Annotated in this window: 15 protein-coding genes; 9 read left to right on the top strand and 6 right to left on the bottom strand. The window is 72.4% G+C overall.

The features are described from left to right. Positions 1-437: 437 nt before the first annotated feature. From QL987_RS10905 to glp, 6 genes are all read right to left on the bottom strand, one after another. Positions 438-1100: a hypothetical protein gene (locus tag QL987_RS10905; protein ID WP_290157687.1), complete on the bottom strand. Its 663-nt coding sequence runs from the start codon at positions 1098-1100 to the stop codon at positions 438-440. Further along, complete coding sequence (locus QL987_RS10900) at positions 1097-1495, bottom strand: PLD nuclease N-terminal domain-containing protein (RefSeq protein WP_290157686.1); 399 nt, start codon at positions 1493-1495, stop codon at positions 1097-1099. The genes QL987_RS10905 and QL987_RS10900 overlap by 4 nt, the downstream gene beginning before the upstream one ends. Positions 1496-1596: 101 nt before the next feature. Next, positions 1597-2034 carry a molybdenum cofactor biosynthesis protein MoaE gene (locus tag QL987_RS10895; protein WP_290157685.1) on the bottom strand — a complete coding sequence of 146 codons (438 nt, stop codon included), beginning with the start codon at positions 2032-2034 and terminating at the stop codon, positions 1597-1599. Then, the gene (locus QL987_RS10890; protein ID WP_290157683.1) at positions 2031-2546 is read right to left on the bottom strand and encodes a molybdopterin-binding protein; all 516 of its coding nucleotides are present in this window, start codon (positions 2544-2546) and stop codon (positions 2031-2033) included. The genes QL987_RS10895 and QL987_RS10890 overlap by 4 nt, the downstream gene beginning before the upstream one ends. Beyond that, positions 2543-3013, bottom strand: a complete 471-nt coding sequence (moaC, locus tag QL987_RS10885; RefSeq protein ID WP_290157682.1) for a cyclic pyranopterin monophosphate synthase MoaC — start codon at positions 3011-3013, stop codon at positions 2543-2545. Before moaC ends, QL987_RS10890 begins: the two co-directional genes overlap by 4 nt. After that, positions 3010-4266 carry a gephyrin-like molybdotransferase Glp gene (gene glp, locus QL987_RS10880; protein ID WP_290157680.1) on the bottom strand — a complete coding sequence of 419 codons (1257 nt, stop codon included), beginning with the start codon at positions 4264-4266 and terminating at the stop codon, positions 3010-3012. The genes moaC and glp overlap by 4 nt, the downstream gene beginning before the upstream one ends. A gap of 121 nt (positions 4267-4387) precedes the next feature. On the opposite strand from glp, the gene QL987_RS10875 reads away from it, so the two are divergent. The 9 genes from QL987_RS10875 to QL987_RS10835 all read left to right on the top strand — a co-directional run bounded on the left by QL987_RS10875 (position 4388) and on the right by QL987_RS10835 (position 14498). After that, positions 4388-5278: an MTAP family purine nucleoside phosphorylase gene (locus tag QL987_RS10875; protein WP_290157679.1), complete on the top strand. Its 891-nt coding sequence runs from the start codon at positions 4388-4390 to the stop codon at positions 5276-5278. Then, positions 5275-6345 carry an NAD-dependent epimerase/dehydratase family protein gene (locus QL987_RS10870; protein WP_111074961.1) on the top strand — a complete coding sequence of 357 codons (1071 nt, stop codon included), beginning with the start codon at positions 5275-5277 and terminating at the stop codon, positions 6343-6345. Before QL987_RS10875 ends, QL987_RS10870 begins: the two co-directional genes overlap by 4 nt. A 359-nt stretch (positions 6346-6704) precedes the next feature. Beyond that, positions 6705-7460, top strand: a complete 756-nt coding sequence (locus QL987_RS10865; protein WP_356841141.1) for a glycosyltransferase family 2 protein — start codon at positions 6705-6707, stop codon at positions 7458-7460. After that, the gene (locus QL987_RS10860; protein ID WP_290157677.1) at positions 7457-8095 is read left to right on the top strand and encodes a DUF2064 domain-containing protein; all 639 of its coding nucleotides are present in this window, start codon (positions 7457-7459) and stop codon (positions 8093-8095) included. The genes QL987_RS10865 and QL987_RS10860 overlap by 4 nt, the downstream gene beginning before the upstream one ends. Continuing rightward, positions 8092-8760, top strand: coding sequence for a class I SAM-dependent methyltransferase (locus QL987_RS10855; RefSeq protein WP_290157676.1), 669 nt, complete (start codon positions 8092-8094; stop codon positions 8758-8760). Before QL987_RS10860 ends, QL987_RS10855 begins: the two co-directional genes overlap by 4 nt. Positions 8761-8881: 121 nt before the next feature. Next, positions 8882-9130 (top strand): hypothetical protein, encoded by a 249-nt coding sequence (locus tag QL987_RS10850; RefSeq protein ID WP_290157675.1) that lies wholly within the window; start codon positions 8882-8884, stop codon positions 9128-9130. 255 nt (positions 9131-9385) lie between these two features. Continuing rightward, positions 9386-11005 carry a phosphoglucomutase (alpha-D-glucose-1,6-bisphosphate-dependent) gene (pgm, locus tag QL987_RS10845; protein WP_290157674.1) on the top strand — a complete coding sequence of 540 codons (1620 nt, stop codon included), beginning with the start codon at positions 9386-9388 and terminating at the stop codon, positions 11003-11005. A gap of 32 nt (positions 11006-11037) precedes the next feature. Beyond that, on the top strand, positions 11038-11931 hold the full coding sequence (locus QL987_RS10840; RefSeq protein WP_221852510.1) for a hypothetical protein: 894 nt from the start codon (positions 11038-11040) through the stop codon (positions 11929-11931). A gap of 146 nt (positions 11932-12077) precedes the next feature. Next, positions 12078-14498, top strand: a complete 2421-nt coding sequence (locus QL987_RS10835; protein WP_290157673.1) for a DHA2 family efflux MFS transporter permease subunit — start codon at positions 12078-12080, stop codon at positions 14496-14498. Positions 14499-14522 lie beyond the last annotated feature (24 nt).

The following is a 14522-nucleotide window of genomic DNA, read 5'->3' as shown; positions in this document are numbered from 1 at the left end:
GGCCAGCGGGCGCGCGGCCGGTTCCGATCGGCTGCACCCAACGGGATCCCCTTCGCACCGCGGGATCCCGCGGCGCGAGCCGGATGCGGTTGTGCGGGTCCGGTTCGCGCCGGCTCGGGCGGGCGCCCGGTCCGGGCCGCCCCGGGTCCGCCGGGCCCGACCGGCGCCGCGCCCCGGAAGGGCGCGGGGGCGCGGGGCGCCCGGGGCTCCGCCGGTTCCGGCTGGCTGAGCACAACGGGATCCCGCTCGAACCGGCTGATCCCGTGGCGCGAACGGATTGTCGTTGGGCGGGTCCGGCCGGCGCCACGTCCGACCCGCGCCGGGTCCGCCCCGCGGCCGAGCCAGGGAGCCAGGGAGCCAGGGAGCCAGGGAGCCAGGGAGCCAGGGAGCCCAGGAGCGCGAGCCCGCCGCCCGTCAGGCCGGCCTGGAGGCGCCGCTCACGCCGTCCGCTCGAGGAACGCTCGCCACCGCTCCCGCTGCCTCGTCACGACGACGAACATCACCCCGAACACGAGCGCGAGGACGGCTTCGAACCAGAGCATGACGCCGTTGCCCGCCGCGAGGGACTGCCCCACCGCCAGCGGCACCCACCCCGCGGTGAACCAGAGGGTCCACTCGCTCTGCACCAGCCGCAGCTGCGCCAGTCGTCGGAGCACCCGGACGCGGTGCGGCTCAGCCGGCGCGCGACCGCTGAGGACCCGCTCGATCCCGCGTCGCTCCCGCATCGTCATCCCGGAAAGCGGATCGGACCACATCGTCCGCCACGAGCGTGCGCGGCTGATCCGCACGACCCCGACCGCCCAGACGACCAGTGCCAGCACGAAGGCGCCGGTGCCGATCAGGGACGACGTGTCCGACGGCTGCCGAGTCGGCGTCGTCGTCTGCACGGCCAGCAACCACCCGAGCGCACCGGCGAGCACGATCAGTGCGGCCGCCGCGACCAACCGGCTGCGGAGACGTGCTCCGCTGCGCTGCACCTCCCGCGGTTCGGCACCGTCCGCCAGGAAGGCGGAGCGCTGGTCGACGAACTCCCAACGCCGGTCGTCGAACGAGAGCGGCGGGACGTCGGCCCAGGCGTCCGGCCGGGAGGCCCGACTCACGTCGCCGCCGTCGTGTCGCCTTCGCCGGCCGCTTCCTTCGCCCGCTTCAAGCGTGCCTGCGCTTCCCAGTACTCGATCTCGCGCTCGAGCTCGGCGAGTTCCTGCTCGGTGCTCGAGACACGCTTGTCCCCGTGCGCGCTCTTCGCGGCGCCGAGGGTGGCGTACCGGTCCTCGTGACGTGCGGGCTCGAGGTACCGGCCGTGGTTCCGAGGGCCGGCAGCCCAGTCGTGCCCGATCGTGAACCAGACGATGCTGCCGACGACGGGCAGCAGGATCACGAGGATGATCCAGGCGACCTTCGGCAGCCCGCGCACCTCACTGTCGGTCCGCGTGATGATGTCGATCAACGCGAACACGAGCAGGACGACGCTCACGCCGGACAGCAGGATTCCCATGGCCTCGGATCCTATGGGTCCGCTGTGCCTCCCCGCTACGCCCGACTTCGCGGTCGGGCCGGGCCGGGCCGGGCCGGCTGCGGCTAGGCGGTACGTGCCGGTCAGAGCGCCGCGACCCACTCGTCCGACCCGTCGGTGAAGCGCTGGTGCTTCCAGATCGGCACCTGCTCCTTCACGAGGTCGACCAGGGCACCGCAGGCCGCGAACGCCTCGGCCCGGTGTCCCGATGCCACGGCCGCGGCGAGCGCGACGTCCCCGATGCCGAGGGCGCCCACACGGTGCAGCACGGCGATGCGGACCTCGGGGTGCTGTTCCGCGATGCTGCGGGCGACCGAGGCGATGACGTCACCGGCGCTCGGGTGCCGTTCGTACTCGAGGGCGGTGACCCCCTTGCCGCCGTCGTGGTCGCGGACGACCCCGGCGAAGGTGACGACGGCTCCGTCCTGGTCCGAGGCGACGACCGCCGACACCTCGTCGACGGTGATGTCCCGGTCGACGACGTCGGCCACGACGACCCGTTCGGCTGCGGCGGCACTCACGAGGCGCTCCGCGGGGCGTGTCCGTCGCCGTGCAGCTGGGCGAGCAGGTGGTCGAGGAGTCCGTCGAGCACGGCCAGCCCGTCGGCGACTCCGCCGCGGGACCCGGGCAGCGTGACGACGAAGGCCCGACCGCCGACGACCCCGGCGACTCCGCGGCTGAGGAGTGCCGTGGGGCCGGCGCCGGTGAGACCGCGGCGGCGGATCTCCTCGACGATGCCGGGGAGTTCCAGGTCGAGCAGCGGCGCGACGGCTTCGGGGGTGCGGTCGGTCGGGGTGACGCCGGTGCCGCCCGTGGTGATGACGACGCGGGCACCACCGCTGACGGCTGCGGTGAGGGTGTCGGCGACGGGGCCGCCGTCGGGGACGATCGCCGGGTCGCCGACGGTGAACCCGCGGGTGCGGAGCCACTCGGTGATGACGGGTCCGGTGCGGTCGAGCGCGGGGTCGGTGGCGGCCGAGGTGGAGACCACGAGGACGGCGGCGCGACCGCGGTCCAGGGTGTCGAGGGTCACGACGCGCTCCAGTCGCCGGAACGCCCGCCGTGCTTCTCGAGGACGCGGACGTCCGTGATCGACGCCGCGCGGTCGACGGCCTTGACCATGTCGTACACGGTGAGGGCGGCGATGCTGGCGCCGGTCAGGGCCTCCATCTCGACCCCGGTCCGGGAGGTCGTGCGGACGGACACGTGGACGACGACGCGGTTCTCGGCGCCGGTGATGTCGACCTCGACCCCGGCGATCGGCAGCGGGTGACAGAGCGGGATGAGGTCGGCGGTCTTCTTCACCGCCATGATCGCCGCGATGCGGGCGGTGCCGATCACCTCGCCCTTGGGCAGCGAGCCGTCGAGGATCCGGGCGACGACGTCCGGTCGGGTGACGAGCGTCGCGGTCGCGGTGGCGGAGCGTGCGGTGACGTCCTTGTCGGAGACGTCCACCATGTGCGCGCTGCCGTCGGCGCGGACGTGGGACAGGTCGGTCATCGGATGCTCCAGACGGTCAGGACGTCGCCCGGGTCGACCTGGCTGGTGCCGACCGGGACGTGGACGAGGTGCGTGGCTTCCGCGTAGTGCCAGAGCAGGTGCGAGCTCGGCCCGCCGACGAACTGCACACGGCCGTCCACGATGGTCCCGCGCCGGACCTGGTGCTTGCCTGCGGGCGAGGTCGCGGCGTCGGCACTCGGCAGGTCGGCACTCGGACGACCCTCGGGCAGTCCGGCGGCGCGGGCGAGCACCGGGCGTAGGAACACCTCGAACGACACCAGCGCCGAGACGGGGTTGCCCGGGAAGGCGACGACGGGCACCGACCGACCGGCGATCGTCACGCTGCCGAGGGCCTGCGGACCGCCCGGCTGCATCGCGACCGGTGTCACCTGGAGCCCCCGGGGCTCGAGCGCCTGGCGGACCACCTCGTACGCCCCGGCGCTGATGCCGCCCGTGGTGAGGACGAGGTCCGCCCACTCCCCCACGGCCTGGTCGAGCGCGTCGACGAAGCGTTCGGCGTCGTCGGGCACCCGGACGCGACGGGTCTCGACGCCGACCTCGGCGAGCGCGGCGGACAGTGCGACACCGTTCGCGTCACCGATGGCCGCCCCGGCGCGGAGGTCACCGGCCGCGGCGACACCGCCGTCGTCGAGCAGTTCGCTGCCGGTCGACACGACGAGCACCCGCGGACGACGGAACACGTCGACGGTGGCGACCCCCGCCCCGGCGAGGGCGCCCAGGACAGCGGGGGTGACGGGCTGTCCGGCGCGGGCGATGGCCGACCCGGCGCGCAGGTCGGAACCTGCGACGCGGACGAACGTGCCCGCGACGAGGTCGTCCGGCACCGGCACGACCTCGGCGTCGAGCGCGGCGGGGAAGGCACCGGCGGGGGTCGACTCCACGGGGAAGACGGCATCGGCACCGTCCGGGATCCGCGCCCCGGTCATGATCGGGGCTGCGGTACCCGGCTCGAGGGGTGGGGGCACGAGGCCGGCGGGGATCGGAGCGACGACGCGCAGGGTGGTACCGGCGTCGGCAGCGCGGACGGCGAACCCGTCCATCTGGCTGTTGTCGAACGCGGGCAGCGGGGTCGGTGCGGGCACGGAGGCCGCGAGCACCCGGTACCCGCGTCCGGCGCCGGACGCCACGGCCAGGTCGACGACCGGCACTGACTCGGCGTCTCCCCGCCCACCCGGCAGGGCCGGCTCGACGAGCGCCTGGACTGCTTCCCGGTGCTGACCGATCGTTCGCACGCGCGCCTCCGAATGGTCCTGACGCGGCGCATCGGACGACGCACCGCTCGCGGGCCGTTCCTGGCCTGCATCTGTAGCGTAACGACGGCGCCGACCAGCGCCGAGGACGACCGGAGGACCTGTGGACAACGAGAAGACGGCAACGATCGGTGTGATCGGTGGATCCGGCCTGTACGAGCTGTTCGAGCCCGGCACCGCCGACGAGATCGACGTCCCGACGCCCTTCGGTGCGACCTCGAGCCCGATCAGCGTCGGCACGATGTCCGGCCGCCGGGTCGCGTTCCTGACGCGCCACGGCCGCGCGCACTCGGTCGCCCCGCACCGCATCGAGCACCGCGCGAACCTCTGGGCGCTGCGCTCACTCGGCGTCCGGGCCGTGGTGTCCTCGAGCGCCGTCGGCGGCCTCCACCCCGACTATGCTCCCGGCACCTTCGTGGTGACGGACCAGCTGATCGACCGGACATGGGGCCGCGCCGACACGTACTTCGAGGACGAGGTGCAGCACCTCTCCTTCGCCGATCCGTTCGACCCGGTGCTCCGTCGTGCGGCGATCGACGCGATCGCCGCCCTGGACGTGCCGTTCCGCCCGACCGGAACGTGCGTCGTCATCCAGGGTCCGCGGTTCTCGAGCCGCGCCGAGTCGGTGTGGATGCGCGAGGCCGGCGGCCACACGATCAACATGACGATGTCGCCCGAGGTCCCGCTGGCCGCCGAGCTCGGCATCGGCACGGTCAACCTGTCGTTCGTCACCGACGCCGACGCGGGCCTGGCCCCGGCCACGGACGAGACCACCAGCACCAGCACCGGCACCGGCAGCACCGAGAGCACCGCCAGCACCGCCAGCACCGACGCCCCGGTCACCCACCAGGCCGTGATGGACCGCCTGGCCCGCGCGAACGAGGTGATCGTCCGCGCGATCGGCTCGATCGTGGCCGCGATCCCCGACGACTACGCCCCGCGTGAGCTCGTGCCGGCGAGCGCCTCCGCCCGCGTGCTGGAGCTCCGCCCGTGACCCGCCTGCTCGTCACCGGCGGCGCCGGGTTCATCGGCTCGACGATCGTCCGGCAGGCCCTGGCCGCCGGGTACGAGGTCCGCGTCCTCGACTCCCTGCGCACCGACGTGCACGGCGATCCGGAGGCCGTGGTCACCGCCCACCGCACCGCCGGCATCGAGCTGGTGCACGGCGACGTCCGCGACCGGGTGGCGCTCGACGCCGCGCTGCACGAGGTCGACGTGGTCTGCCACCAGGCAGCGAAGGTCGGGCTCGGCGTCGACTTCCAGGACGCGCCCGACTACGTGTCGAGCAACGACGCCGGCACCGCGCACGTGCTGGCCGCGATGGACCGGCTGGACCTCGGCCGCCTCGTGGTCGCCAGCTCGATGGTCGTCTACGGCGAGGGCGCGTACACGACCGCGGACGGCGAGCCGCTGCGCCCGCCGGCCCGCCGCCGCGAGGACCTGGACGCCGGGCAGTTCGACCCGATCGGCCCCGACGGCCGCCCGCTGCTGCCGGGCCTGATCGACGAGTCGGCAGCCCTCGACCCGCGGAACGTCTACGCCCAGACGAAGGTCGCGCAGGAGCAGCTGGCCTCGTCGTGGACCCGCGCCACCGGAGGTCGCGCGGTCGCGCTCCGCTACCACAACGTCTACGGTCCGGGCATGCCGGCGAACACGCCCTACGCGGGCGTCGCGTCGCTGTTCCGCTCGGCCCTGGCCCGCGGCGAGGCCCCCCGGGTCTTCGAGGACGGCGCGCAACGTCGCGACTTCGTGCACGTCGACGACGTCGCGGGCGCGAACATCGCGGCGATCGCCGCGACCGAGTCCGCCCCGGCCGAGTCGTTCCGGGCGTTCAACGTCGGTTCCGGCACGGTCCACACGATCGGCGAGATGGCGGCCGCGATCGCCGGTCCGGACGGCCCGCAGCCGGTCGTCACGGGTGAGTACCGCCTGGGCGACGTCCGCCACGTCACCGCGTCCTCGGCCCGCATCGCCGACGAGCTCGGCTGGCACGCGCAGGTCGACTTCACCGCGGGCATGCGCGACTTCGCGACGGCCCCGCTCCGCGCCGCGGTGCGCTGACCGGACGACCCCCGGCCACGCCGGTCGGACCCGGCGGTGGCGCCGACCCGACCACCGGTCCCGCGCCGTCCACTGGTCCCGATCCGGCCACCGGTCCCGACCCGGCCACCCGCGGGACGGGAGGCACGTCCCCCACTCGGGGCGCGCCTCCCGTCCGACACATGGTCGCGTCCACCGCCGCGGTGCGGAGAACGGCCAGCCGGACGCGCCGACACGTACCCCGGTCAGCAACCTCGTGTTGGGTTGGGTGCATGACACAACACCCCGCAGCGGACGCCGTCGGCCCGGAACCGACGCGCCCGACTGACGAGGCGACCACCGCGACCCATCGCTCGGAGCACCCGCACCGAATGGTCTCCATGAGCGTCGACGTGATCCTCCCCTGCCTCGACGAGGCGGACGCGCTGCCGTCCGTCATCGGCCGCCTCCCCGAGGGGTACCGGGCCGTGGTCGTCGACAACGGCTCCACTGACGGTTCGGCCGACGTCGCCCGTGCGCACGGCGCCCTCGTCGTCACCGAGCCGGTCCGCGGATTCGGTTCCGCCTGCGCGGCCGGTGTCGCCGCGGCGACCGCCGACTACGTGGCCTTCTGCGACGCCGACGCGTCGATGGACCCGGCTGAGCTCCCCGCCCTCGTCCGGCGCGTCGCGGACGGCCGGGTCGACCTGGCCCTCGGTCGCCGCGTCCCCACCAGCCGCGGCGCCTGGGCACCGCACGCACGCTTCGCCAACCGCGTCCTCGCCGTCCTGATGCGCCGCGCGACCGGCTACCGGCTGACCGACCTCGGCCCGATGCGCGTGATGCGTCGCGAGGACCTCGTCGCCCTCGACCTCCGCGACCGCCGCAGCGGCTACCCGCTCGAGATGGTCCTCGCTGCACACGCCGCCGGCTGGCGCGTCGACGAGTCGGACATCGGCTACGCGCAGCGCATCGGCGACAGCAAGGTCACCGGCACGCTCCGCGGCACCGTCAACGCCGTCAAGGACATGTCACGACTGCTGCGTGCCTACCGACGGGAGGCCCGCACCCGGACCGTCGCGCCCGTGTCGGTCCGCCAGCGGGTCGCCGCCACCTCCGCGGCTGCGGAAGCCACCACCGCCGAGGCCCGCTCGTGACCGGCATCACGGTGGCCGTCGTCGCCAAGGAGTGCCTGCCCGGCAAGGTCAAGACACGCCTGACCCCGGCCCTGACGCCTGAGGGTGCTGCCAGGGTCGCCGCCGCAAGCCTCGCGGACACGCTCGCCACAGTGTCGGCGCTGCCGGCAGCACGCCGTGTCCTCTTCTACGACGGCGACGTCCTGCCCGAGGGCGCGGACGGCTTCGACGTCCTGCACCAGCCCGGTGGCGGACTCGACGAGCGCCTGGGCTTCCTGTTCGACACCGTGCAGGAGCCCCTGCTGCTGGTCGGCATGGACACCCCGCAGGTCTCGGTCGACGCCCTCGCGCCCGTGTTCGACGGTGCCGAGCGTGACGCCTGGTTCGGCCCGGCGGAGGACGGCGGCTTCTGGTCGCTGTTCATGCGCGAGCCGACCGGCGACCTGATCCGTGGCGTCCCCATGTCGCAGGACGACACCGGCGCCGTGCAGCTCGAACGGTTGCGGTCCGCCGGACTCGACACAGGCCTCCTGGCCGAACTGCTCGACGTCGACACGCTGCCCGACGCCGAGCGCGTCGCAGCGCTCGCCCCCACCACGCGGTTCGCGGCGGCCCTGGCCGACGAGACCACGACGACCACCGGAGGTGTCCGATGACCGACACGACGAGCACCCTGCAGGCCTTCGGGGCCGGCGGCGACGAACCGTACGCACGGGCCCTCCGCTCGGACGGCCGACTCCGTCTCACCGACCCCGAGCGTCCGGGCGAGGTCGTGACGATGGACGTCGGACGCTGGAGCGCGGCGGCGGACCGGGTCGACCGGTCCCTGCTCGAGGGCGCCGACGGTCCGGTCATCGACCTCGGCTGCGGGCCGGGGCGCATGCTCGTCGCGGCACTGCGGATGGGGCTGCCGGCACTCGGTGTCGACGTCTCGGCCGAAGCGGTCGCGATCGCCAACCGCTCCGGCGGTCGGGCGGTCCAGGGATCGGTCTTCGAGCCGGTGCCGGACGAGGGCCACTGGGACACCGCGCTCATCATCGACGGCAACATCGGCATCGGCGGTGACCCGGTCGCCCTGCTCGCCCGTGCTGCCGAGATCGTCCGGGACGGCGGCCGTGTCGTCGTCGAGACGAACCGCGACGCCGACGCCGACCGCACCTACGTCGCCACCGTGACGGACGCCGACGGCCACGCGAGCTCCGCGTTCCCGTGGGCCGAGGTCGGGCTCACCGCGCTGCACGCCCACGCCGCCACGGCCGGGCTCACCGCCCGCCAGAGCTGGACCGACGGCGGCCGGCACTTCTGCGAGCTCATCGCCTGACTCCCGTCTTCTTTTGCATCATGCAAGAGAACGACGTAGAGTGGTGCGCAGCAGTCGATGGTGTCGCGGACCCATCGGCTCGATGGTCGCGGCACCTCGGCACGACAGCGAGGAGAGCACCATGAGCACCTTCCCCCTCGGCGGGACCTTCGTCAGCGGACTCCGTCAGCACGACGAGCTCGGCACCTACACCTCGACCGGCCGTGCGATGCGCGTCGACGCGGCGATCGGCACCTACACGGGCGTCCCCGCCGGACACATCGGTCGGTTCGTCGACACCGAGTTCCGTCGTCCGAGCACGGCGACCTCGAGCACACGGACCGTCACCGGGTCCGTCCGCACCGCGACCGGGTCGTTCCGCACGGCCTGAACCAGTCGGGAGGCTCAGCTCCCGTCGGGAGGCTCAGCCCCCGTCGGCAGGTCGCCCCGGCCCGCCCCCAGAACGGCTCGCCTGCGCGGCGAGCAACCAGACCGCGAGCGGTCGCACTCCTCGGCTTCCCCCCAGCCCGAGGAAGGCGGCCGCTCGCGTTCGTCCCGGCGGTCCCCCGCACGGTTCCCCGCAACGGCTCCGCACGGTTCTCCACAACCGTGGGCGCATCCACCACGGCGATGCCAGGATGGGATCATGAACGACCGTGCCGGAACCCCAGCGACCGCAGACGACCTCGTCGACCTCGATGCGCTCACCGCGGCGTACTACGACCGGGTCCCGGACGTCACGAACCCCGAGCAGAAGGTCGTGTTCGGCACCTCGGGGCACCGCGGCTCCTCGCTCGACAGTGCGTTCAACGACACGCACATCGCCGCCATCACGCAGGCGATCGTGGAGTACCGCACCGCGCAGGGCACCGACGGCCCGCTCTTCATCGGCCGCGACACCCACGCGCTGTCCGGTCCGGCCGAACGCACCGCGCTCGAGGTCCTGGCCGCCAACGGCGTCCACGTGCTCGCCGACGCCGACAACGGGTACGTCCCCACGCCGGCGCTGAGCCACGCGATCATCGCCTACAACACGGCCGGACACGACGACACCGCCGACGGAATCGTCATCACCCCGAGCCACAACCCGCCCCGCGACGGCGGCTTCAAGTACAACCCCCCGCACGGCGGCCCCGCCGACAGTGACGCCACCTCGTGGATCGCCGACCGTGCCAACGCGATCATCGCCGGCGGCAACGCCGAGGTGCAGCGCGCCGAACACGCCACCCACGACGGCTACGACTTCCTGCACAACTACGTCGCCGACCTCGAGAACATCATCGACATCGCCGCGATCAAGCGTGCCGGCGTGAAGATCGGCGCCGACCCGCTCGGTGGCGCCTCGCTGCCGTACTGGAACCTCATCCGCGACCACTACGGCCTGGACCTCACCGTCGTGAACCCGGACGTAGACCCGACCTGGTCGTTCATGACGCTGGACTGGGACGGCAAGATCCGGATGGACCCGTCGAGCCCCTCGGCGATGGCGTCGGTCGTGGCCCGCAAGGACGACTTCGACGTCCTGACCGGCAACGACGCCGACTCCGACCGGCACGGCATCGTCACGCCCGACGGCGGTCTGATGAACCCGAACCACTACCTCGCCGTCGCGATCGAGTACCTCTACGCGCACCGTCCGCAGTGGCGCGACGACGCCGCGATCGGCAAGACCCTGGTGTCGTCGAGCATCATCGACCGCGTCGCCGAGTCCCTGGGCCGTCGTCTGTGGGAGGTCCCGGTCGGCTTCAAGTGGTTCGTCCCCGGGCTGATCGACGGCTCGGTGGCCTTCGGCGGTGAAGAGTCCGCGGGGGCGTCGTTCCTGCGCATGGACGGCACCGCGTGGACGACCGACAAGGACGGCATCATCCTGGCGCTCCTGGCGTCCGAGATCGTCGCCGTCACGGGCAAGACGCCGTCGCAGCTGTACGCCGAACTCACCGAGCGCTTCGGCGACCCGGTGTACCAGCGCGTCGACGCCGCCGCCAGCAAGGAGCAGAAGGCCCGCCTGTCGAAGCTCGACGGCGACGCCATCACCGCCGAGACCCTGGCGGGCGACCCGATCACCGCGAAGCTGTCGAAGGCGCCGGGCAACGACGCCGCCGTCGGTGGTGTCAAGGTCGTCACGGACAAGGCCTGGTTCGCCGCTCGCCCCTCCGGTACCGAGGACGTCTACAAGATCTACGCCGAGAGCTTCGTCGGGCAGGCGCACCTCGAGCAGGTCCAGCGCGAAGCCAAGGAGATCGTCGACGCCGCCCTCGGGTCCTGACAGGCGCTCGGTTCCATGGAAGGCTGAGCAGCATGGCGTTGTTCGGACGGAAGAAGCCGGTGGCGGAGTCGCTGCCCCTCGTCGTGCTCGCGCAGCGCACGCTGGCGGAGCGCGGTGTCGAGACGACGGTGGACGGGCCGGGCGACGACCCTGCACACGTGCGTCTGCTCGGGGCGGACGGGCAGGTCTACCTGCTCGCGAACCTCGCAGCCCAGGTCCGCGGCGAGAACGACGAGCGCCGGACGGCCATCGTCCGGGCCCACTTCGACCGGATGCTGCAGGCGCACCGTGAGCCGACACCCGAAGAACTGAGCGCCGACGAGCTGCGGGACCGCGTCCGGCTCCGCCTGCTCGCGGAGGACGGCTCCGACCCGACCGACCTGACGTACGCGCGACCGTTCGCCCCGGGGCTCGTCCTCGGGCTCTGCGTCGACTACCCGACGATGGTGAGCACCCTGGCGACGCAGACGCTGCCGAAGCTCGCGATCGGTGCGGACGAACTCTGGGCGATGGCCCGCTTCAACACGGACGCCGAACCGGTGGACGCGAACGCCGAGCTCGCGCCGGGCGTGCACCTCGTCGAGGGCGAGTCGCTGTTCACTGCGTCGAAGGCCGTCAACCTGCCCGCCCTGTTCGGTGCCGCCCCGTTCGGCACCGTGTTCGCCGTCCCGCACCGGCACCTGCTGCTCGCCGTCCCGATCCGTGACGCGGACAGCCTGCAGGCGATCCAGACGCTCGCCGGCCTGCTCGTGCGGATCCTCGGCGACGAGGACGCCGGGCTGCCCGGTGGGCTCCTCAGCCCGCACCTGCTGTTCTCCCGCCACGACCAGGTGTCCACCGTCTCGTCGTTCGACCAGGAGACCGGCGAACTCCGCATCGAGGTCGACGAGCGGTTCCAAGAGGCCCTGGAGCAAGCCGTCGCCTGACGGGTCCCCGCCGGCCACCCCGGAGGTCTGCCCCACATCACGCTGTGGACGGCTGCCGATCTCCACAGGAACGCGTTCCCGGTGCGCGCTGCCGTTGCCCGAGTTGTAACTTTGCACGCAGCGCAAAATCTTCGGGAGTCCCGCACATGACACAGACCGCGACCGCACCCGCGGCCCCCACGACGACGTCGAACGTCGTGATGAACCACCGCCAGATCCTGCTCGTGATCTACGGCCTGATGGCCGGTATGTTCCTGGGCGCCCTCGACCAGACGATCGTGGGCACGGCGATCCGCACCATCGGCGACGACCTGCACGGTCTCGACCAGCAGGCGTGGGTCACCACCGGGTACCTCATCGCCTCGACGATCACGACGCCCATCTACGGCAAGCTGTCCGACCTCTTCGGTCGACGCCCGCTGTTCATCACGGCGATCGCGATCTTCATCCTCGGCTCGCTCGCCGCGTCGTTCTCGACGTCGATGCTCATGCTCGCCGGGTTCCGTGCCCTGCAGGGCCTCGGCGCGGGTGGCCTGATGTCCCTGCCGCTCGCGATCATGGGCGACATGCTCGCGCCGCGTGAGCGCGCCAAGTACCAGGGCTACTTCCTGGCCGTCTTCGGCATCTCGTCCGTCATCGGCCCGCTCGTCGGCGGTGTCTTCGCCGGCGCGAACGAGCTCCTCTTCATCTCCGGATGGCGCTGGGTCTTCCTGATCAACGTCCCGATCGGCATCATCGCGCTGTTCATGGTGCTGACCTTCCTGCACCTGCCGAAGTACGGCGAGCGCCGCAAGCCCCGCATCGACTGGTGGGGGGCGTCCCTCGTCATCGTGACGCTCGTGCCGCTGCTCCTCATCGCCGAGCAGGGTCGTGAGTGGGGTTGGGGCTCCCCCGGTGCCCTGGCCTGCTACGGGGTGGGTGCGCTCGGGCTGATCGCGTTCGTCATCGTCGAGCGGGCGATGGGCGACGACGCGATCCTGCCGCTGAAGCTCTTCAGCTCGCACGTGTTCTCGATGGCGGCCGTGCTGTCGGTGCTCATCGGCTTCGGCATGTTCGGCGCGATGCTGACCATCCCGCTGTACCTGCAGATCGTCAAGGGCGTGACGCCGACCGAGTCCGGGTTCGCGATGCTCCCGATGGTCCTCGGCCTGATGATCTCGTCGATCGCATCCGGTCAGATCGTGTCCCGCACCGGCAAGTACCGGATCTTCCCGGTCACCGGTACGGCCTTCACCGCCGTCGGCTACACGGTCCTGACGTTCCTGACCGCGGACCGGCCGCTCTGGTTCCTGATGACCGGCATGTTCCTCATCGGTCTCGGGCTCGGTCAGCTCATGCAGACGCTGACCCTCGCCGCGCAGAACTCCGTCTCCCCGCGGGACATCGGCGTCGCCACCAGTGCCGCCACGTTCTTCCGTCAGATCGGCGGCACGATGGGCACCGCGGTGCTGCTGTCGGTGCTGTTCAGCCTGATGCCGACGAACATCACCGGTGCGCTGCAGAACGAGTCCGACCTGAAGAGCGCCCTGAACGCCGCCCTGAACCCCGCGGTGGCGAACGCCGAGGCGAACAAGGGCGTGATGAACCAGATCTGGGACCCGATCGTCACCCCGATCAAGAAGAACGTCCAGGACGGCCTCGACCAGGGCGCCGTGCAGGCGAAGCAGGCAGCCGACCAGGCCGTGACGAAGCAGGTGACCGCCGCCGTGCAGCAGCAGGTCGACGCGGGCACGATCCCCGCCGCGGCCGCCGAGACGGTCATCGCCCAGCAGGTCGCCGACGCGAAGGGCGACGCCGAGCAGAAGGCGCTGGAGACCGCGGCCGCCAAGGTCGGCGCGGACGTCGTCGACGGCACACTTCAGGTCGACTACTCCAACGCCTCGCAGCGCAGCAACATCGTCGACACGGTCGCGCCGAAGCTCGTCGACCAGCTCCGTGACGGCAAGGGCGGCACCTCGACGAGCACGTCGTCCACCAACGACACGTCGTTCCTCAACGGTTCCGACAAGCGTCTGAGCCGTCCGTTCCTGGTCGGGTTCAGCGACTCGGCGGTCACGGTCTACTGGGTCGGCCTCGCGGTCATCCTGCTGGCCTTCGTGCTGACCTGGTTCTTCAAGGTGCCGCCGCTCCGCAAGACCTCGGCGCTGCAGGAGCAGGCCGATGCCGCGCGGAAGACTGCCGATGACGACCGTCTGACCGTCGACGCCCAGCAGGCGGCGGCCGGCTCCGGCTCGCTCGTCTCGCCGGACACCGGGTCGATGTCGATCGTGCCGACCTCGCCGGACGTGCCCGCGCAGCCGCGCTCGGCCCGCTCGGCCGGTGGCTCGCCGGTCTCGGTCCTGCCGACGACCACGAGTGCGACGTCGACCACCACTGTGACGTCGACGGACGACACCCGGGCACCCCTGCCCCACGCGTCCACCCACGGAGCGCACTCGTCGTCGACACCGGTGGACGAGCCTCCCGCGGCGACCGGTGCGATCCGGACGCAGCACGGCGCCCACGCCGCCGGCGACACCGAATCGCCGGCCGACGAGCACCCGCACGGTCGGCACACGGCCGGCTAGCCCCTCGTGACACGCAACGTGGGC

The sequence above is a fragment of the Curtobacterium sp. APC 4022 genome (assembly GCF_030407555.1).
Taxonomy (GTDB): Bacteria; Actinomycetota; Actinomycetes; order Actinomycetales; family Microbacteriaceae; genus Curtobacterium.
Note: the sequence above shows the minus strand (reverse complement) of the source record. Positions and strands in the feature narration are given on the sequence as shown.